The following is an 18184-nucleotide window of genomic DNA, read 5'->3' as shown; positions in this document are numbered from 1 at the left end:
AAAGGGGGAAATGTTTGGTAGAAGCAGTCACCTCATAAGATGGATGAACGTGAAATTTCTCAACGGCATGGCGCCGCCGTACGACCTGACCTACAGCGACGTCTTCATGACGCCGTCCCGCTCCTCCGTCGGGTCCCGGCTCGAAGTCGACCTGTCCACGCACGACGGCACCGGCACCACGATCCCGCTCGTCGTGGCCAACATGACCGCGGTCGCCGGACGGCGCATGGCCGAGACCGTCGCCCGCCGCGGCGGCATCGTGGTGATCCCCCAGGACATCCCGTTCGACGTCGTCGCGGACGTGGTCGACTGGGTGAAGAAGCGCGACCTCGTCCACGACACCCCGCTCGTGCTCACCCCGCACGACACCGTCGGCGAGGCGCTGCAACTGCTGCCCAAGCGCGCGCACGGCGCCGTCATCGTCGTCGACTGGGAGAACCGCCCCGTCGGCGTGGTGACCGAGGCCGACTGCCAGGGCGTCGACATGTACACCCAGCTCGCCCAGGTGATGTCCAGCGAGCTGCTCACGCTGCCCGCCGGGCTCGCCCCGCGCGAGGCGTTCGACCGGCTGCACGACGGGCGCCACCGGCTGGCCCCCATCGTCGACGAGTCGGGCCGCCTGGTCGGCATCCTCACCCGTACCGGCGCGCTGCGCGCCACCCTCTACCAGCCGGCCGTGGACTCCCGCGGCAGGCTGCGCGTCGCCGCCGCCGTCGGGGTCAACGGCGACGTGGCGGCCAAGGCCAAGGAACTGCTCGAAGCCGGCGTCGACTGCCTGGTCGTCGACACGGCCCACGGGCACCAGGACAAGATGGCCACCGCGCTGCGTGCGGTGCGCGCGCTGGGGCCGCACGTGCCCGTCGCGGCCGGCAACGTGGTCACCGCCGCCGGCGTGCGCGACCTGGTCGACGCGGGCGCCGACATCGTCAAGGTCGGCGTCGGGCCGGGCGCCATGTGCACCACCAGGATGATGACCGGGGTGGGCCGGCCGCAGTTCTCCGCCGTGCTGGAGTGCGCCGCCGAGGCGCGCAGGCTCGGCCGCCACGTGTGGGCCGACGGCGGCGTCCGCCACCCCCGCGACGTGGCGCTGGCCCTGGCGGCGGGGGCGGCCAACGTGATGGTCGGCTCGTGGTTCGCCGGCACGTACGAGTCGCCGGGCGACGCCCACACCGACGCCGACGGGCGTAAGTACAAGGAGAACTACGGGATGGCGTCCGCGCGCGCCGTCCGGCTGCGCACCGCCGACGACAGCCCGTTCGACCGGGCCAGGAAGGCGCTGTTCGAGGAGGGGATCTCCACCTCGCGCATGTACCTGGACCCGCGCCGGCCCAGCGTGGAGGACCAGATCGACGCGATCGTGGCCGGGCTGCGCTCCGCGTGCACGTACGCGGGGGCGACCACGCTGGAGGAGTTCCACGAGCGCGCCGTCGTCGGCGTCCAGAGCTCCTCGGGCTACTCGGAGGGCATGCCGGTCCACATCAGCTGGTGACCCTCGTGGTACCCGCGCGGTCGTACGGTGATCAGCCGATCGTGGTCACCCACGCGGTCGTGCGGACGACCCGCCGGTCCGGCCATCAGCCGGTCGTCGTCACCCGTACGGTCGTGCCGGTGACTGATCTGGCGAGGTCGCCGGCCAGGAAGACGGCCGCGCCGGCCGCCTCCTCCGCGGGCCGCTTCCCCCCGGGAGGCGGCCCGCCGAGCGCGATCGCGTTGACCCGGATCCCGCGCGGCGCCAGCTCCACGGCCAGCGTCGCGGTGAGGCTCTCCAGGGCCGCCCTCATCGCCCCGTACACCGCCGCCCGCCGGGCCTCGCCCGAGCTCACGTTGATGATCGCGCCGCCCGCGCGCATGAGCGGCAGCATCCGCCGGATCAGCTCCGTGACCTGGCCGAAGTGCTCCTCGAACACCGCCCGCTCGTCGCTCGCGGCCGGCTCGTCGAAGCCGCCGGCGCTCGTCACCAGCACATCCACCCGGCCCCACCGGTCGGCCACCGCCCGCGCGAACACCTCCGCCGCCATCGCGTCGCCGGGCCTCACCGTCATCGCCAGATCACCCCGCGGCCGGTCACGGTCGCACGCCGCCACCCGCGCCCCGAACACCGCCAGCGCCTCGGCGATCGCCCGTCCCGCCCCGCGCGCCGCCCCCGCGACCACCGCCACGCGCCCGTCGAGCAGGATCGCGTCGGGTGTCGGGGCGGTCATGGAAGCCGACCATATCCCGACCGCGTAGAGTCGTCGGGTTCATTGCCATCGTCAACAGGAGCACTTCGTGGCACTCTCGAAGCCGGAGATCGACTTCCCGGGCGGCAACCCGCCCGCCGACCTGGAGATCGAGGACATCGTCGTCGGGGACGGTCCCGAGGCCAAGCCCGGCCATCAGGTCAGCGTCCACTACGTCGGCGTCGCCTTCTCCACCGGCGAGGAGTTCGACGCGTCCTGGAACCGCGGCCAGGCGTTCCAGTTCCCGCTGGGCGGCGGGCGTGTGATCGCGGGCTGGGACCAGGGCGTCGCCGGCATGAAGGTGGGCGGCCGCCGCAAGCTCGTCATCCCGCCGCACCTCGGCTACGGGAACGCCGGTGCGGGCGCCCGCATCAAGCCCGGCGAGACCCTCATCTTCGTCGTGGACCTCCTCGGCGTCAGCTGACCCGCCGACCCCCCGGCTCCCGGCCCACCCGCCGGGAGCCTACGTCCTCCACCCGAAGCTTCACGACATCACCCGCCGGGCTATTCACCACGTCCCGGGCACGACCGCCGCGGTCCTCCCGCCACCGCGCACGTCCCCGGCCCCAGCGTCCGGGCACGACCGCTGCGGTCCTCCGGCCACCGCGCACGTCCCCGTCCTCCGCGTCCGGTGACGCCTCCTCAGTGCCCTATCCCCCGGTGTCCCGACTCCGAGCAGACCGCCAGGATCCCCCACATCCCCGGCTTCCCGCGTCCGGTGATGCCACTCGCCACCTCGGAGCCTTCTCCCCCGGGTCCGCCACATCCGCCCGAGATCCCGACTCCGGGTACGTTCGCCGGGGTTCTTCCCGGGGTCGGTGAGGTGCTTCTTTTCTTTCTCGTACGGGATTCGCGCGCCCTTCCGGGGGGCCGAATCGAAGGGGGATTGCGGAAATGTCGTGGTGGTGAGGCACGATAGCGGTGTGCTACTGATCGACGTGGTCCGGGTGTCCGAGGCGGTGGCGCGCACGCCCGCGCGGCTGGGGAAGATCGGCCATCTGGCCGAGCTGCTCGGCCGGGTCGGCCCGGGTGAGGCGGAGATCGCCATCGCCTACCTGTCGGGTGAGCTGCCGCAGCGCCAGATCGGCGTGGGCTGGCGCTCCCTCCAGGACCTGCCCGGCCCGAAGCTGGCCGCGACCGCCACGCTGACCGACGTCGACGCCCTGCTCACCAAGATCAAATCGGTGTCCGGCCAGGGCTCACAGGCCGCCCGCAAGGCGCTGGTGCACGAGCTGTTCGCCGGCCTGACCAGCCAGGAGCAGGCCTTCATGCTCAAGCTGCTCGGCGGCGAGCTGCGGCAGGGCGCGCTCGACGGCGTGATGATCGAGGCGGTCGCCAAGGCGTCCGGGGCGCCCTCGGCCGACGTGCGCCGGGCGCTCACGCTCCGCGGCTGGTTGCCCGCGGTCGGGGCGGCGGCGCTGGCGGGCGGCGTGCCGCGCCTGAAGGAGTTCCGGCTGGAGGTGGGCCGCCCGGTCTCGCCGATGCTCGCCGGCAGCGCCCCCGGCGTCGCCGCCGCCCTGGCGAAGGCGGGCGCCCCCGCCGCGCTGGAGTGGAAGCTCGACGGCATCCGCGTCCAGGCCCACCGCTCGGGCTCGGAGGTCAGGGTCTTCACCCGTACCCTCGACGACCTCACCTCGCGGGTCCCCGAGCTGGTGGAGGCCGTGCTGGCGCTCCCCGTGGAAGACGCGGTGCTCGACGGCGAGGTGATCGCGCTCCGCCCCGACGGCCGCCCGCACCCCTTCCAGGTGACGGCCGCCCGCACCGGCAGCAAGATCGATGTGGATCGCCTGCGCGCGGAGACGCCGCTGAGCGTCTTCTTCTTCGACGCGCTCCGGGTCGAGGGCGCCGACCTGCTCGATCTTCCGTACGCGGCCCGCCAGGAGAGGCTCGCGGCCACCGTTCCCCCGCCGTTGCTCACCCCGCGCCTCGTCACCGCCGACGTGGCGGAGGCGGAGCGGTTCTTCGCCGAGGTGGTGAAGGCCGGTCACGAGGGGCTGGTGGTCAAGGCGCTGCCGTCCCCCTACGCGGCCGGCCGGCGCGGCGCGGGCTGGATCAAGGTCAAGCCCCGCCACACGCTCGACCTGGTGGTCCTGGCCGCCGAGTGGGGCCACGGCCGCCGCGAGGGCAAGCTGTCCAACCTCCATCTCGGTGCCCGCGACCCGGAGACGGGCGGGTTCGTCATGCTCGGCAAGACCTTCAAGGGCCTGACCGACGAGCTGCTCGCCTGGCAGACGGAGCGTTTCCTGGCGCTCGCCGACGGCCCCGCCACGGAGTGGACGGTCCGCGTCCGTCCCGAGCTGGTGGTGGAGGTCGCCTTCGACGGCGTGCAGCGGTCGCCCCGCTATCCGGGCGGCATGGCCCTCCGCTTCGCCAGGGTCCTGCGCTACCGCCCCGACAAGCGCGCCGAGGACGCCGACACGGTCGAGACGGTCCGCGCCCTCATGATCTAGTACGCAGCCGTACGGGCCCGAAGAGGCCGCTGACGCGCTGGCCGGCGAAGACGAAGTGGGTGGGGCTGACCTCGTCGAGATAGGGCCCGAGCGTGCCGAGGACGAGGATCTCCACCACGTTGTCGCCGTCGTCCAGGTCGACGTCGAAGGCGTACGGCGAGCACACCCTGATCCCGCACGGACGCCCGTTCACCGTCACCTCCGCCGTGCCCCTGACCCTGCCGAGGTCGAGCACGCCCGGCCCGGAACGCGCCGTGACGGTAGTGCGGTAGCGGACACCGCCGCTGTATCCGGCGAGGCCGCGTTCCTCCCAGTCGCCCAGCCGCATCCGGCCCGGTCCGCAGGTGAACCGCACCGGGCCGGTGAAGGCGGCTCCGCCCTGGGCTCCCGGAGCCGTGACGGCGTGCAGCTCGACCGCGCCGTCCTCCGTCCAGCGCGCCCGGGCCCCGCCGGCCTCGACGCCGCTCGCGCCGGGCGGCGCGTCCACGAGGAAGACCTCCGTACGAGGGCGCGCGCCCGGCACGGCGAATCCGGCGGGCAGCGCGACCGGGCGACCGTCGAGCCAGCCGGCCTCCGGCAGCGGGTGGGGGCGGGGCCAGAGGTGGAGGGCGGGAGGGTCGCCGTGCTGGCGGCGCCGGACCCGGACGTCCCCTGACCATCCGGGGCCGGACACCGCCAGCCCGTCCACCAGCACCCAGCCGCCGGACTCCACGCGGACCGTGTTGGCGCCAGGGTGCAGCAGGTGCGCGACGTCGTAACGGCGCACCCTGGGGATGTCCGCTTCCGCGTACGGGTCGAAGCCGCCCTGCCTGCCCGCCTCCCGCCCGTTGACCAGGACCCGGCAGTACGCGGTCGAGGCGACCTGGAGCAGCTCGTACGGCCCGTCCCCGAGGTTGACGGTGGTCTCCAGCGGCGTCCCGGCGATCCACTCCGGGACGGCGGCGTCGGCGGGATCGGCGACCAGGCAGACGTAGGCGCGCAGGTCGAGCTCCTCCTCAGGCGTCAGCCGCAGCTCCAGCAGGTGCTCGCCGGCTGTGACGGGCGCCGCCGTCACGGCGGCGTAGCCGCGGTCGTCCAGCGGGATCCGCTCGCCGTCGAGCCACAGAGCCTTCTCCGCCCCGGCCCCTACCGCGAGCCAGGCGGGCCGTCCCTGCGGCACGGTGAGCAGGGTACGGAAGCGGGCCTCGGCGCCCGCCGTGACCCTGCCGAAGGCGAGGAACTCGGCCGGCACCCGGCCCTTGGGGCCGAGCGTGTCCCGGTGCACGGGATCCTTGCGCAGCCCCCGGGAGAGCGACCACACCGACGGGGTCCAGGGGCCGTCGCCGACCCGCTGCTCCCCCCGGGGCCCGAACGTGACGTGCACCGCCTCCCCCTCCGGCGTCCGCAACGTCCAGCGCTCGACCGTCGCGCCGCCGCCGAAGTCGTGCCAGGTGTCGTCCAGGGTGGGGACCAGTTCGGCCTCCCAGTCCTCCCCGAGATCGGTTTCGACCGGGTACGGGGGCGCGTCCGGCACGGGCTCGGCCGGGGTGCCGTCGAACACGAGCAGCGCGGCGGGGCCGTCGTCGAACGGCACCACGACCTCCACGGCGTCCCCGTGGCGGGTGTGCGGGAGCGGGCGTGGCTCACCGCCGTCGAAGAGGCGGGCCAGCAGCGGCGTGCCCGAGACGCCCCTGACGGTGATCCGCATGTCGCGGGCGTACCTGGCGGGGTCGAAGTCGATGACGGCGTCCAGCCAGCCGAGGTCCACACCGCGCTCGTCGGGCCGGCCCACGCTGATCCTGCTGGCCATGGGGTGTGCGGCCGTCAGGAACACCAGCGTGGCGTCGCCGGTCTCACGCACCAGCGCCGGAACCGGCGCCTCGACCCGACGCGGCAACTCCGCCAGCGCCTCCCCCAGCCCGGTAGGAGTCGCCACACGACGAACCCCGCCCACGTCGGAGAAGAGCCCCCAGGATCGCGCGGAACCGTCCGCGCCCGTACCGGAAGAAACATCCTGAGATCCGGCCGAGGCCGCCGCGGGAGCGGCGCCCGTACCGGAGGAGACGTCCTCGAACCCGGCCGGGGTCACCGCAGGAGCCGCCGTGCCCGTACCGGAAGAAACATCCTGAGATCCGGCCGAGGCCGCCGCAGGAGCGGCGCCCGTACCGGAGGAGACGTCCTGAGATCCAGCCGGGGTCGCCGCAGGAGCGGCCGTGCCCGTACCGGAGGAGACGTCCTTGAACCCGGCCGGGGTCGCCGCAGGAGCGGCGCCCGTACCCGAAGAGAGGTCCCGAGATCCGGCCGAGGCCGCCGCGGGGCGGGCCGGGTGGGCGTCGAGGAGAGACTGCGGGGGGTCGCCGACGGTGATGAGGAGGCCGCCGGCCGCGGCGAAGTCGGCGAGCCTGGTGGCGACGTCCTGGTCCAGCTCCGTGACGGCGGGCAGGATGATCGCGCGGTAGGCCTCGGTGGACACCGTGAGGCGACCGTCCGCGACGGTCGCCCGCCGTACCGAGTCCTCGTCGATGACGTCGGCGTCGAGGCCGAGCCGGTCGAGGACGCCGGGGCGGGTGGCGAACCACGCCATGTCGCCGACGATCTCCCGGTAGACCTCGTCGGCGCGGGCGGCGGCCGCGTCCACGTGGCCCGTCCCGGTGCCCGCCTGCGCGGTGGCGGTGGGCAGCAGCACGGCGACGTCGCAGGCGTGGCGGCCCTGCGACAGGACCGCGCACAGACGGGTGACCGCGTCGGCGAAGACGCGGTGGTGACGCCAGTAGGGCTGACGCCAGTCGGTGGACGGCGGCGCCCACTCCCACCAGCCGCGCCGGGTCGTGTAGTAGACGGCGTGCGGGTTGTAGAGGGTGGCGCCGGCCCGCAGCCAGGGCAGCAGCCAGTCGAGGGTCTCCTCCACCGTGCCGCCCCACCCGCTGGAGTGGAAGGCCTCGATCCAGGTGCGCGGCCTGCCGTACAGGTGGGCGAGCGAGGCGTGCAGGCGGGCGTCGCCGTGGTGGTCGGAGCCGGGCGCGCCGAACCAGCGGTGGGTGCCGGCGTAGTCGGCGTACAGTTGCACGCCCGCCACCGGGTGTCCGGCGCGGGCCGGGTCCTGCTGGTCGCAGCCGTTCAGCAGGCCGTGCCGTTCGTGCCAGCGCGCCAGCGGCCGGAAGAACGCCTCCTCGGCGAGCTCGGCGCGGGTGCGCTGGTAGGCCAGCCAGTCGGGGTCCTCGATCGTGAACGGCTCCCCGCGGCGGGCCAGGTGCTCCTCGGCGAAGCGGGCCGACCAGGTGGGCAGGGTGGGCAGCTCGTCCTGGAAGGACCCGGCGATCACCCGGCCGAACCAGTGTCCCACCCGCCGCTCGAACTCGCCGTGCACCTTGTCGAGCAGCACCGCGCACGCCTCGGGCGACAGGTAGTCGAAACCGCGCGAGGTCAGGGAGCCGTCGGGGGCCAGCCACTGGCCGGCGAACTCCGGGCGCTCCGCCACCAGCCGCGCCTGCAGATCGGCGCCGGAGAAGCCGAGCTGGTCGTAGAACCACAGGCGGGCGCCCAGCTCGGCGGCGTCGGCGCAGACCCCGTCGAGCAGCTCCCACCACGCGTCCGACATGAAGGGCGGGTCGTCGGCGTCGGCGCCGAACGTCGGCCCCGAGGGCGCCAGGTTGAGGATCACCAGGTTCCGCACCCCGCCCGCGACCAGGCGCTCCATCTGCCAGCGCAGCCGGTCGCGGCGCAGCGGTTCCCCGCTCCACCACCAGATGGCGGCCGGGGAGAACTCCGGGGGCGGCTCCCGCAGCAGGTCGTGGACGTTCATCCCTTGAGTCCGCTCGCGAAGCCCTTGATGACGTAGCGCTGCAGCGCCAGGAACACCAGCACGATCGGCAGCGCGCCGAGCACCAGGCCGGCGAAGACCAGGCCGTGCTGGGAGACGTACTGGCCCACGTAGGCGAAGACGCTGACCGGGACCGTCTCGTAGCCGGAGCCGCCGAGGTAGATCAGCGGCGTGAAGAAGTCGTTCCAGATGAAGACGGCGTTGAGGATCAGCACCGTGCCGGTGATGGGCCGCAGCAGCGGGAAGACGACCCGGGTGAACGCCACGAGGTGCGAGGCGCCGTCGATCTGGGCGGCGCTGGCGTAGTCGCGGGGCAGCGCCCGGATGAAGCCCGTGTAGAGGAATACGGTGAAGGGCAGCTGGATGCCGGTGTAGAAGAGGATCATCCCGGCGTGCGTGCCGATCAGCCCGAGCTCGGTCACCAGCTGGTAGAGCGGGATCATGCCGAGCTGGAACGGCAGCACGATGCCCAGCAGGAACAGGATGTAGAGCCCGTACCCGAGGCGGGTCTTCACCCGGGCCAGGAAGTACGACGCGAACGAGCCGAGCGCGATGAGCGCCACCAGGCTGACCACCGTGATGACCGTGCTGTTCACCAGCGAGGGGCCCAGGGCCGCGGCCGTCCACGCGCTGGCGAAGTTGTCGGCCGTGGGCGGGTCCGGCAGGGCCAGCGGCGACTGCGAGATCTGCGCGGGGTCCTTCAGCGACAGCGACACCAGCGTGTAGACGGGGAACATGAACGCCACCGCTGCCGCGATCATCACGATCTCGAGCAGGAAGGTCCTTCTCATACGGTCACCTCGCGGTTGCGCAGGTAGTAGACCTGGACGAGGGAGACGGCCGCCACGAACAGGGCGAGCACCAGCGCGATCGCCGTGCTGTAGCCGAACTTGCCGAACACGAACGCCTGCTTGTAGAGCACCGTCGACAGCGTCTCGGTGGCGTAGCCGGGGCCGCCGTTCGTGGCCGCGAAGACCTGGTCGAACAACTTGAGCCCGCCGATCGTGGACAGCATCAGGTTGATCGTCACGGCGGGGGCCAGCAGGGGCCAGGTGACGTACCGGAAGCGCTGCCACGTGCCCGCGCCGTCGATCATGGCGGCCTCGTGCAGCTCCTTGGGCACGCCCTCCAGCCCGGCCAGGAAGATGACCATGGAATATCCGGCGTACTGCCACACGACCATGCCGGCGATCGACCACAGCGCCACCGACGGGTCGCCCAGCCAGTCCACGCGCAGCCCGAGCAGGCCGTTCAGCCCCGCGGTGGGGTCGGGGTTGTAGATGTACTTCCACAGGAACGCCACCATCACCGGGCTGACCACGACAGGGGCGAAGAAGATCACCCGGAGCAGCGCCCGGCTCTTCAGCTTCGCGTGCACGCCGAGCGCCAGCAGCAGGCCGACGGCGTTCTGCACGAACACGACCGCCACGGTGAGCAGCAGCGTGTTGCCGATGGAGCCCAGGGCCTGCTCGTCGCCGAGCAGCGTGCGGAAGTTGGCCAGGCCCACGAACGACATGTCCTGGCCGATCCCGCTCCAGTCGGTGAACGCGTACACCACGCCGCTCGCCGCGGGATAGAGCACCACCAGCGCGTAGACCAGCAGCGCGGGCGCGGCGAACAGCCAGGGCGGAGCATCCGCGCTGACCCGCCGCCGCCCCGCGACGCGGGCGGCGCGGGCGCGGAAGGCAGTCAGGGGGGTCACTTCCGGTACGCCTCGTCCATCTTCTTCAGAGCCTCGTCGATCGTGGACTTGCCGGCGAGCAGCTCCTGGACCACCGCGAAGTGCACCGGCTGCACCTCGGCGTTGGGCCAGCGCTGGTCCATGAACGGCACCGCCCGGTCCTTGGTGAACGGCAGGAACGATTCCACCGCCGGGTCGACCTTGGAGGAGGCGTCCTGGGTGAGCGGGATGGCGGCGATGGCCTCGGCCCAGGCGTTGATGTTCTCCTGCTTGCCGAGGAAGTCGACGAACGCCTTGGCCTCCTCGACGCGCTCGCCCTTGGCGTTCGCGCCGAGCCCGACCACGACGCCCGCCGGGATCCACACCTCGGACGCCTGGTCGGCTCCGGGCAGCGGGAACATCGACAGGTCGTCCGGCGCGGAGGCGGCCTTGCGGAAGTCGGGCAGCACGGCCGACACCTGCACGGCCATGGCGGCCTTGCCCGAGGCGACCATGGAGGTCTGCTGCTCGAACGTGGTGCCGTTGACGTTGTCGTTGAAGAAGCCGCGCTTCTGCAGCTCCAGGTACATCTCCATGGCCTGGCGCCAGCCGGAGTCGGCGAAGGTGGCCTGCCCGGCGAGCTGCCTGTCGTCGAAGGCCGGGTCCTTGGCGTAGACGGTGGAGGGCACCAGCGCGTAGGTGATGAGCTGGGTGACCCACGGGGTCTGCGCGCCCAGCGCGATGGGCACCACGCCGGCCTTCTTCAGCTTGTCGCAGACCGACAGGAACTCGCTCCAGGTGGCCGGCGGCTCCTCGACGCCGGCCTTCTGGAACACCTTCTTGTTGTAGACGGCGCCGATGACCGACGAGCCCGCCGAGTGGATGTAGGTCTTGCCGTCGAGCTGGAAGGCGGGCTTGAAGCCCTCGGGGATGGTCTTCGTCCACGCCTGGGCCGACAGGTCGGCCAGCAGCCCGGCCTGGGCGATCTGGGTCATCGACATCGCGCTGCCGTTGCCGGGGTACACGACGTACAGGTCGGGAGCGTTCCCGGCGCCGAGCTGGGTGCGCACCGACGTCTGCACCTGGTCGGTGGGGGCGTACGAGGCGGCGATCCGCACCGACGGCCGAGCCTGCTGGTAGGCGGCCGCCAGCTTGTCCATCGGCGCCTTCTGGTCGGACACGCCGATGAACTTCAACTCGGTCGTGCTCTGCCCGCCGGTGGTCGTGGTCGTGGTCTCGGGGCGGGTGGAGCAGGCGGTGACGAGGGTGGCGGCGGCCAGGCCGCCCATCATGCGCAGGAAGTTCCCCCGGCTCAGCCGGGCCTCACGCAGCAGGTCGGTCATTGTCTCTCCTCGGTCGTGCGGAGGGTTGTGATCCCCGGGAGGTGGTAGCCGATGCGAACGTTTTAACGACGGCTGCGCGAAGAACGGGCGGGCCGCGAGTTTGTTAACTTACCAATCAAACTTGTTAAATCTGAGAGATGCCGGGAGACTACGAGTCGCCCAAGTTGGGTGTCAAGAGTAGAATTCGCAGCCCTCCGAGCAGGTGGAGACTCAGGTGAAGTCGCGGCCCCACACCTCCAGCAGGTCAGCGCGATGGCAGGGCATGGCCGAGCACATCGTGCGCCAGGGCTCCGTCTCCGTGACCGAGCTCGCCGAGAGCTTCGGGGTCAGCGTGATGACCGTCCACCGCGACCTCGACGAGCTGGAGCGCCAGGGGATGGTGCGCAAGGTCCGCGGCGGGGCCACCGCGCAGGCCAGCAACGTGTGGGAGAGCAACATCGCCTACCGGCTCAAGGCCCACACGGCGGAGAAGGACGCCATCGCGCGCGTGGTGGCGGGCATGATCGAGCCGGGCAGCTCGGTCATGCTCGACGACTCCACCACCGCGCTGGCCGTGGCCCGCCAGCTGCAGGAGCTCGCCCCGCTGACCGTGGTGACCAACTTCCTGGAGGCCATCAGGCTCCTGGCCGGCCATCCCGACATCCGGCTCATCGCGCTCGGCGGCGAATATCACGCCACGCATGACTCTTTTCTCGGTCTCGGCTGCGTCGACGCGGTCGAGGCGGTGAGCACCGACGTGGTGGTGGTCTCGACCTCGGCCATCTCCGAGAAGTACGCCTTCCACCAGGAGCAGGAGATCGTGCTGGTCAAGCGGGCGATGCTGGGCTCGGGCACTCGGCGCATCCTCGCCGTCGACGGCTCCAAGCTGGCCCGGGTGGCGCTGCACCGGGTGGCTCCGCTGGACGACTTCCACGTCGTGGTGGTCGACGCCAACGCCCCCGCCGACCTGCTCCAACGGCTCCGCGACCACCACGCGCACGTCGAGGTGGCGCAGTTGTAACGCCGAAGCTGTTATTTGTAACTTGAGGCTTGTTAAAACGATTGCATCTTGCTACAAAGTGAGGGCTTTCGCCCCCCACCTTAGGAAGCAACATGCACCGTCCCTCGCGACGATCTTTCCTTGGGCTCGGCGGCTCCGCACTCGCCCTCGCCTTCACCACCGACCTGGCCGACCCCTGGACCGCGCAGGCCGCTGTGAAGGGTGACTACCCCTTCCGGCTGGGCGTCGCCTCCGGGGACCCGCTGCCCGACCGGGTCATCCTCTGGACGCGCCTGGCGGCCGAACCGTTACAGCCACTCGGCGGGCTGCCGTTCGCCAAGCTCAAGGTCGAATGGGAGATCGCCGAGGACGAGGGGTTCACCCGGCGAGCCCGCCACGGCTCCGCCTGGGCCCGCCCCGAGTACGGCCACTCCGTCCACATCGACGCCAAGGGCCTGGAGCCGGGCCGCGAGTACTTCTACCGCTTCCGCTCCGGCGGCGAGATCAGCCCCACCGGCCGCACCAAGACCGCGCCGGCCCCCGGCAGCAGCCCGGACTCCCTGCGGCTGGCCTTCGCCTCGTGCGCCTCCTGGCCCGACGGCTACTACACCGCCTACCGCCATCTCGCCGACGAGAACCCCGACGTGGTCTTCCACCTCGGCGACTACCTCTACGAGTACGGCATCCGGCCGACGGGCGGGAACCGCGACATCCCCGTACCCGAGCAGTACCGGGTGCAGTGCGACACCCTCGACCGCTACCGGATCCAGTACGGCCTCTACAAGAGCGACCCAGACCTGCAGGCCGCCCACCACCGGGCGCCGTGGATCGTCACCTGGGACGACCACGAGGTGCTCGACAACTGGGCCGGCCGGCACGGTCCCGGCGGCGACGTGACCGAGCAGGACTACCTGGTGATCCGCGCCAACGCCTTCCGCGCCTTCTGGGAGAACATGCCCGTCAGGGTGCCTCCCGTGGAGGGCCCCGACGCCCGGATCTACCGCAGGTTCACCTTCGGCGACCTGGCCGAGTTCAACGTGCTCGACACCCGGCAGTACCGCGACGACCAGGTCTGCGGCGACGGCCAGCGGATCGGCTGCGAGGAGCGTCTCGACCCCGCGCGGCAGATGCTCGGCGCCGAGCAGGAGACGTGGCTGCTCGACGGCCTGGCCGCCTCCCCCGCCAAGTGGAACGTGCTCGCCCAGCAGATCGCCATGATCCAGCTCGACTTCGACCCCGGCCCCGCCCAGCAGCTCAGCATGGACCTCTGGGACGGCTACAAGGCCGCCAAGGACCGCGTCGTCAACGGCATGGTCGACCGCCAGGTGAGCAACCCCGTCGTGCTGACCGGCGACATCCACTACAACCTCGCCGGGGAGCTGAAGCAGAACTTCGACGACCCGTCCTCCCGCACCGTCGGCGTGGAGTTCGTCTGCACCTCGATCACCAGCGGCGGCAACGGCAACCCGGACACCGGACTGCCGCCCGGCGGCAGCGACCCCGTCAACCCGCACCTGAGGTTCTCCAGCTACCAGCGCGGCTACGTCTCCTGCGAGGTCACCCGCGACCAGTGGCGGGCCGACTACAAGGTCATCCCGTACGTGGACCGGCCCGGCGCCCCCGTGTCCACCAGGGCCAGCCTGGTCACCCTCGACGGCGCCCCCGGCCTCAACGCGCTCTAGGAAGGACCGATCATGCGTCACCTCACCGCCGCGCTGGCCGCCGCCGCCCTCACGCTCACCACCGCCGCCGCCTGGGACCCCGCCCCCGCTCCCACCCCCGAGCCGCCGCCCGCGGTGCTGATGAAGGTCAAGCCGGGATCCGCCAAGGGCTCCGGCAAGCTCACCCCCGTCGCGGGCGCCGACCGGATCGTCGCCCTCCTCGGCGCCGACCCCTCCTGCCCCGCCCGGGTGGACATCGGCCTGCGCAGCGACGCCAAGAAGGCCCGGTACGCCACCATGGACATGGAGATCGACCGGCCGCTCACCGCCTCCCGCACGATGCTGACCAGCTACCTGCCGCCGGGCTACGAGGTCCGCACGAAACTGCTCGTCACCCCGCCTCCCGGCACCGCGGAAGGCTCGTACGAACTGCGTCTGCGGACCCCGTCGCAGACCGTGAAGGTGCCGGTCGAGGTCGTCTCCGTGGACAGCCTCGACAACGGCGGCAACCACGCGCTGCGCCGCCCGGTCACCGCCTCCTCCCAGCATGCCAACGCCAACTACCCGGCCTGCAGCATCGTGGACGGCGACCGCTCCTCCAGCGGCTGGGCCGGAGGCAACGGCTGGAACGACGCCACCTCCCGCTCCTGGCCCGACACCGTCGCGGTCGAGCTGGGCGGCGCCCGGCAGATCTCCCGCGTGGACCTGTACACGCTCGACTCCGAGCGCTACCCGGCCGCGCGCTACGGGTTGCGCGACTGGGACGTCCAGGCGCGGGTGGCCGGCCAGTGGCAGACCGTCGCCCAGGTACGCGGCAACATCGCGGGCGCCGTGCAGTCCGGTTTCGCGGCCGTCACCGCGGACGCCGTCCGCATCGTGGCGCTCGCCTCGAACGGCGCCAACGACTACACCCGGATCGTCGAAGTCGAGGTCCGTTGACGAAGGAGGCTCCGATGAGCACGTTCACCCGCATCACCCCGCCCCGCGTCAAGGTGGGGCTGGTGGCCGGAGGGCTGGGAGCGTACTGGCCGCAGTTCCCCGACCTCCTCCCCCAGCTCCAGCGCTCGGCCGCGCGCGTGTCGGAGCGGATGGGGGAGTTCGACGCCGAGATCGTCGACGTCGGCTTCATCTCGGACGCCCAGGAGGGCGCGGCCGCGGCCGAGAAGCTCAGGGCCGCCGGCTGTGACCTCATCGTCGGGTTCCTCACGACGTACATGACGGCCACCATGCTGGCGCCGATCGCGCAGCGCAGTGGCGCGCCGATGCTGCTGATCAACCTGCAGCCGACCGAGTCGATGGACCACGCCACCTTCGACACCGGCCAGTGGCTGGCCTACTGCGGGGCGTGCCCGCTGCCGGAGATGGCCAACGCGTTCACCCGGCTCGGCATCCCGTTCCGCTCGGTGTCGGGCTACCTGGAGGACGAGCGGGCGTGGCAGAAGATCGGCCGCTGGGTGCGGGCGGCCGGCGTGCGCGCCGCGCTGCGCCGGGGACGGCACGGCCTCATGGGCCACCTCTACCCCGGCATGCTGGACGTCGCGACCGACCTCACCCTGGTCACCGCGAACCTCGGCGGGCATGTGGAGGTGCTGGAGTTCGACGACCTGCGCGTCCGCGTGGAGAAGGTGACCGACGGCGACGCGGACGAGCGCGTCAAGCTCGCCCGCGAGGTGTTCGAGCTGGACGCCTCCGTCGACGACGACGACCTGGCCTGGGCGGCCCGGGTGTCCGTCGGCCTGGACCGGCTGGTCGAGGACTTCGAGCTGGACAGCCTCGCCTACTACCACCGCGGCCTCGACGGCGAGATCCACGAGCGGCTCGGCGCGGGCATGATCCTCGGCTCGTCGCTGCTCACCGCCCGCGGCATCCCGGCCGCCGGGGAGTACGAGCTGCGCACCAGCCTGGCGATGCTCATCATGGACCGGCTCGGCGCCGGCGGCTCGTTCACCGAGCTGCAGGCGCTCGACTTCCAGCGCGGCCACGTCGAGATGGGCCACGACGGCCCGGCCCACCTGGCGATCAGCGCCCGCAAGCCGCTGCTGCGCGGGCTCGGCGTCTACCACGGCAAGCGCGGCTGGGGCGTGTCGGTCGAGTTCGACGTCAAGCACGGGCCGGTCACCGTGTTCGGGCTGCGCCAGGCGCGTGACGGCGGCTACGGGTTCGTCGTCTCGGAGGGCGAGGTCGTGGACGGGCCGCTGCTGCGGATCGGCAACACCACCTCCCGGGTGGACTTCGGCTGCGACCCCGGCGAGTGGACCGACGAGTGGAGCGCCACCGGCATCTCCCACCACTGGGCGCTGGGCACCGGTCACCGGGCCGCGGACCTCCGCGCCACGACCGACATCCTGGGCGCGGACCTGATCCACGTCCAGCCTTGACCCGCCCTCGGTGTCCGGCGGGCGGCCCGCCCGCCGGACACCGACGCCTCAGTCGACCTCCACGTCGTCGAGGAGCCGGAGCAGGCTGGAGAGCACGCGGACGCAGGCGTCGACCTCGGCGCCGGTCACGTGCTCACCGACCGGGGCCAGCATCGCGCGCTCGCGGTCGATCAGGGCGGTGATGGCGGCGCGGCCAGCCTCGGTCATCCGTACGAGCGAGGACCGCTTGTGCGCCGGGTTGGCGACGAACTCCACCAGCCCCAGCGCGGCCGCGTCGTTGCTCATGCGCTGCACGAACTGGCGGCTCAGCGCCTGGGCTCGGCCCATCTGGGGGACGGTCATGGGCCCGTGCTCGCGCAGCATGTTGAGCACGGCCCGGACCCCGACCGACAGCCCTTCGACGGGCGCGTCCTGCTCCACCTTGCGGTGGGCACGCCGGTAGAGCGGCCCCACGAGGTCGAACACCTCGATGAGCCGGTCGGGCAGCTCTCCGGGAACCGCTGTCTCACTCACTCCACCATGATGACACCTGGGTTGCCATTCTCGCCACAGAATGACACCTTGGTTGTCATGGATGACTTGTTCTGGATCGACACCGGCACCGGCCGCCCGCTCGTCCTCCTGCACGGCGGCTTCCTGGACCACCGCATGTGGGAGGACCAGATCCCGGTGTTCGCGGAGGAGTACCGCGTCATCGCGCCCGACGCCCGCGGCCACGGCCGGTCCGCCAACGCCACCGGGCCGTACCGGCTCACCGACGACCTCGCCGCCCTGCTGCGCCACCTGGACACCGGCCCCGCGATCCTCGTGGGGGTCTCCATGGGAGGCGCCCTCGCCGTAGACACCGCACTGGAGCACCCCGACCTGGTCAGCGCCGTGGTCGTCAGCGGGGCGGGGACCAGCGAGCCCTACTTCACCGACCCGTGGACCACCCGGGCCATGGCCACGTGGCACGCCGGGATGGCCGCCGGGGATCTGGACGCCTCGGTCGAGGGGTTCATGCTCTTCGCCGCCGGTCCGCACCGCTCGCTCGGCGAGCTCGATGCCGAGGTCGTGAGCCGCCTGCGCCGCATGGCCATGGAGACCATGTCCAAGCACGGCGCCGGCGAGCCCGACCACCTCGTCCCGGTGCGCGACACCTGGGAACGCGTCCCCACCATCGGCGTCCCCGTGCTGGCCGTCAACGGCGCCGCCGACTCCCCCGACCACATCGGCATGGCGGAACGCCTCGCCGGCGCGGTGGCCGACGGCCGCGCGACCTCGATCGACGGGGCCGCCCACTACCCCAACATGGAACGCCCGGACGCCTTCAACAGGATCCTCGGAGACTTCCTGCGCACCGTTTGACATCCTCCCCGTGCTGAAGCACGGGGATTCCAACCGCAACTACCCCACGAGGAGGAGGTCGCGTTGAGGTTCGCGGTGCACCGGCCGGGCAACCCGTGGCCTTCCCGCGCAGACACGGCATGCCCTGCCGCGTGTGCGATGTTCCTGGCCGCGTTCACATCGGCGTTGCCGGCGTATCCACACGATCGGCACCGGTAACGCGCTTGGCTCTCGCGCGCTTCCCGGTCCACGATCCCGCACGCCGAGCACCGCTGGCTCGTGTACGCGGGGTTGACCTTCACCACCCGTCCGGGCGCCTTGTCCTCGAGCCGTCGGACGAGACCGCCCCATGCGGCGGCCATGATCGAC

Annotated in this window: 15 protein-coding genes; 8 read left to right on the top strand and 7 right to left on the bottom strand. The window is 72.0% G+C overall.

All coding sequences use genetic code 11. From position 1 onward, the window contains the following. Positions 1-49 precede the first annotated feature (49 nt). A complete protein-coding gene (locus tag ABD999_RS41565; protein WP_219550663.1) occupies positions 50-1489 on the top strand; it encodes a GuaB1 family IMP dehydrogenase-related protein in 1440 nt (479 codons plus the stop codon). Between the two features lie 85 nt (positions 1490-1574). Here the strand turns inward: ABD999_RS41565 and ABD999_RS41560 are convergent, their stop codons facing one another. Continuing rightward, positions 1575-2201, bottom strand: coding sequence for an SDR family oxidoreductase (locus ABD999_RS41560; RefSeq protein ID WP_271279196.1), 627 nt, complete (start codon positions 2199-2201; stop codon positions 1575-1577). A gap of 67 nt (positions 2202-2268) precedes the next feature. Between ABD999_RS41560 and ABD999_RS41555 the strand changes: the two genes are divergently transcribed. Together ABD999_RS41555 and ABD999_RS41550 are read left to right on the top strand one after the other, a co-directional pair. After that, complete coding sequence (locus ABD999_RS41555; RefSeq protein WP_148030111.1) at positions 2269-2643, top strand: FKBP-type peptidyl-prolyl cis-trans isomerase; 375 nt, start codon at positions 2269-2271, stop codon at positions 2641-2643. 499 nt (positions 2644-3142) lie between these two features. Continuing rightward, a complete protein-coding gene (locus tag ABD999_RS41550; protein WP_271279195.1) occupies positions 3143-4669 on the top strand; it encodes an ATP-dependent DNA ligase in 1527 nt (508 codons plus the stop codon). Here the strand turns inward: ABD999_RS41550 and ABD999_RS41545 are convergent. The 4 genes from ABD999_RS41545 to ABD999_RS41530 are packed head-to-tail and all read right to left on the bottom strand — an operon-like array spanning position 4659 to position 11471. Continuing rightward, complete coding sequence (locus ABD999_RS41545; RefSeq protein ID WP_271279194.1) at positions 4659-8450, bottom strand: hypothetical protein; 3792 nt, start codon at positions 8448-8450, stop codon at positions 4659-4661. The genes ABD999_RS41550 and ABD999_RS41545 overlap by 11 nt on opposite strands. Continuing rightward, positions 8447-9259 carry a carbohydrate ABC transporter permease gene (locus ABD999_RS41540; protein WP_148030109.1) on the bottom strand — a complete coding sequence of 271 codons (813 nt, stop codon included), beginning with the start codon at positions 9257-9259 and terminating at the stop codon, positions 8447-8449. The genes ABD999_RS41545 and ABD999_RS41540 overlap by 4 nt, the downstream gene beginning before the upstream one ends. Next, complete coding sequence (locus ABD999_RS41535) at positions 9256-10170, bottom strand: carbohydrate ABC transporter permease (RefSeq protein WP_271279193.1); 915 nt, start codon at positions 10168-10170, stop codon at positions 9256-9258. Before ABD999_RS41535 ends, ABD999_RS41540 begins: the two co-directional genes overlap by 4 nt. Beyond that, positions 10167-11471, bottom strand: a complete 1305-nt coding sequence (locus ABD999_RS41530; protein WP_271279192.1) for an extracellular solute-binding protein — start codon at positions 11469-11471, stop codon at positions 10167-10169. Before ABD999_RS41530 ends, ABD999_RS41535 begins: the two co-directional genes overlap by 4 nt. A gap of 214 nt (positions 11472-11685) precedes the next feature. On the opposite strand from ABD999_RS41530, the gene ABD999_RS41525 reads away from it, so the two are divergent. The 4 genes from ABD999_RS41525 to ABD999_RS41510 all read left to right on the top strand — a co-directional run bounded on the left by ABD999_RS41525 (position 11686) and on the right by ABD999_RS41510 (position 16489). Next, entirely contained in the window at positions 11686-12471 is a 786-nt protein-coding gene (locus tag ABD999_RS41525; protein WP_271279191.1) for a DeoR/GlpR family DNA-binding transcription regulator, read from the top strand. A gap of 92 nt (positions 12472-12563) precedes the next feature. Then, positions 12564-14132 carry an alkaline phosphatase D family protein gene (locus ABD999_RS41520; RefSeq protein ID WP_271279190.1) on the top strand — a complete coding sequence of 523 codons (1569 nt, stop codon included), beginning with the start codon at positions 12564-12566 and terminating at the stop codon, positions 14130-14132. A gap of 12 nt (positions 14133-14144) precedes the next feature. Then, the gene (locus ABD999_RS41515; RefSeq protein ID WP_271279189.1) at positions 14145-15050 is read left to right on the top strand and encodes a discoidin domain-containing protein; all 906 of its coding nucleotides are present in this window, start codon (positions 14145-14147) and stop codon (positions 15048-15050) included. Positions 15051-15064: 14 nt separating this feature from the next. Further along, the gene (locus ABD999_RS41510) at positions 15065-16489 is read left to right on the top strand and encodes an L-fucose/L-arabinose isomerase family protein (protein WP_345483200.1); all 1425 of its coding nucleotides are present in this window, start codon (positions 15065-15067) and stop codon (positions 16487-16489) included. Positions 16490-16537: 48 nt separating this feature from the next. Here the strand turns inward: ABD999_RS41510 and ABD999_RS41505 are convergent, their stop codons facing one another. After that, a complete protein-coding gene (locus tag ABD999_RS41505) occupies positions 16538-17002 on the bottom strand; it encodes a MarR family winged helix-turn-helix transcriptional regulator (protein ID WP_148030103.1) in 465 nt (154 codons plus the stop codon). Between the two features lie 57 nt (positions 17003-17059). Here ABD999_RS41505 and ABD999_RS41500 point away from each other — a divergent pair, with 57 nt between their 5' ends. After that, the gene (locus ABD999_RS41500) at positions 17060-17836 is read left to right on the top strand and encodes an alpha/beta fold hydrolase (protein WP_345483199.1); all 777 of its coding nucleotides are present in this window, start codon (positions 17060-17062) and stop codon (positions 17834-17836) included. Here ABD999_RS41500 and ABD999_RS41495 read toward each other — a convergent pair. Further along, the gene (locus ABD999_RS41495) at positions 17770-18177 is read right to left on the bottom strand and encodes a zinc ribbon domain-containing protein (protein ID WP_345483209.1); all 408 of its coding nucleotides are present in this window, start codon (positions 18175-18177) and stop codon (positions 17770-17772) included. The two genes, ABD999_RS41500 and ABD999_RS41495, sit on opposite strands and share 67 nt — an antisense overlap. Between the last annotated feature and the right edge of the window lie 7 nt (positions 18178-18184).

Origin of the sequence: Nonomuraea ferruginea, assembly GCF_039540635.1 — a bacterium.
Classification (GTDB): Bacteria; Actinomycetota; Actinomycetes; order Streptosporangiales; family Streptosporangiaceae; genus Nonomuraea; species Nonomuraea ferruginea.
Note: the sequence above shows the minus strand (reverse complement) of the source record. Positions and strands in the feature narration are given on the sequence as shown.

What these genes read in the sequence shown, in the direction of transcription:
- ABD999_RS41520 (WP_271279190.1), top strand. Translation starts at nt 12,564, where the DNA reads ATGCACCGTCCCTCGCGACGATCTTTCCTTGGGCTCGGCGGCTCCGCA.
- ABD999_RS41545 (WP_271279194.1), bottom strand. Translation starts at nt 8,450, where the DNA reads ATGAACGTCCACGACCTGCTGCGGGAGCCGCCCCCGGAGTTCTCCCCG.
- ABD999_RS41495 (WP_345483209.1), bottom strand. Translation starts at nt 18,177, where the DNA reads ATGGCCGCCGCATGGGGCGGTCTCGTCCGACGGCTCGAGGACAAGGCG.
- ABD999_RS41540 (WP_148030109.1), bottom strand. Translation starts at nt 9,259, where the DNA reads ATGAGAAGGACCTTCCTGCTCGAGATCGTGATGATCGCGGCAGCGGTG.
- ABD999_RS41500 (WP_345483199.1), top strand. Translation starts at nt 17,060, where the DNA reads ATGGATGACTTGTTCTGGATCGACACCGGCACCGGCCGCCCGCTCGTC.
- ABD999_RS41560 (WP_271279196.1), bottom strand. Translation starts at nt 2,201, where the DNA reads ATGACCGCCCCGACACCCGACGCGATCCTGCTCGACGGGCGCGTGGCG.
- ABD999_RS41510 (WP_345483200.1), top strand. Translation starts at nt 15,065, where the DNA reads ATGAGCACGTTCACCCGCATCACCCCGCCCCGCGTCAAGGTGGGGCTG.
- ABD999_RS41515 (WP_271279189.1), top strand. Translation starts at nt 14,145, where the DNA reads ATGCGTCACCTCACCGCCGCGCTGGCCGCCGCCGCCCTCACGCTCACC.
- ABD999_RS41530 (WP_271279192.1), bottom strand. Translation starts at nt 11,471, where the DNA reads ATGACCGACCTGCTGCGTGAGGCCCGGCTGAGCCGGGGGAACTTCCTG.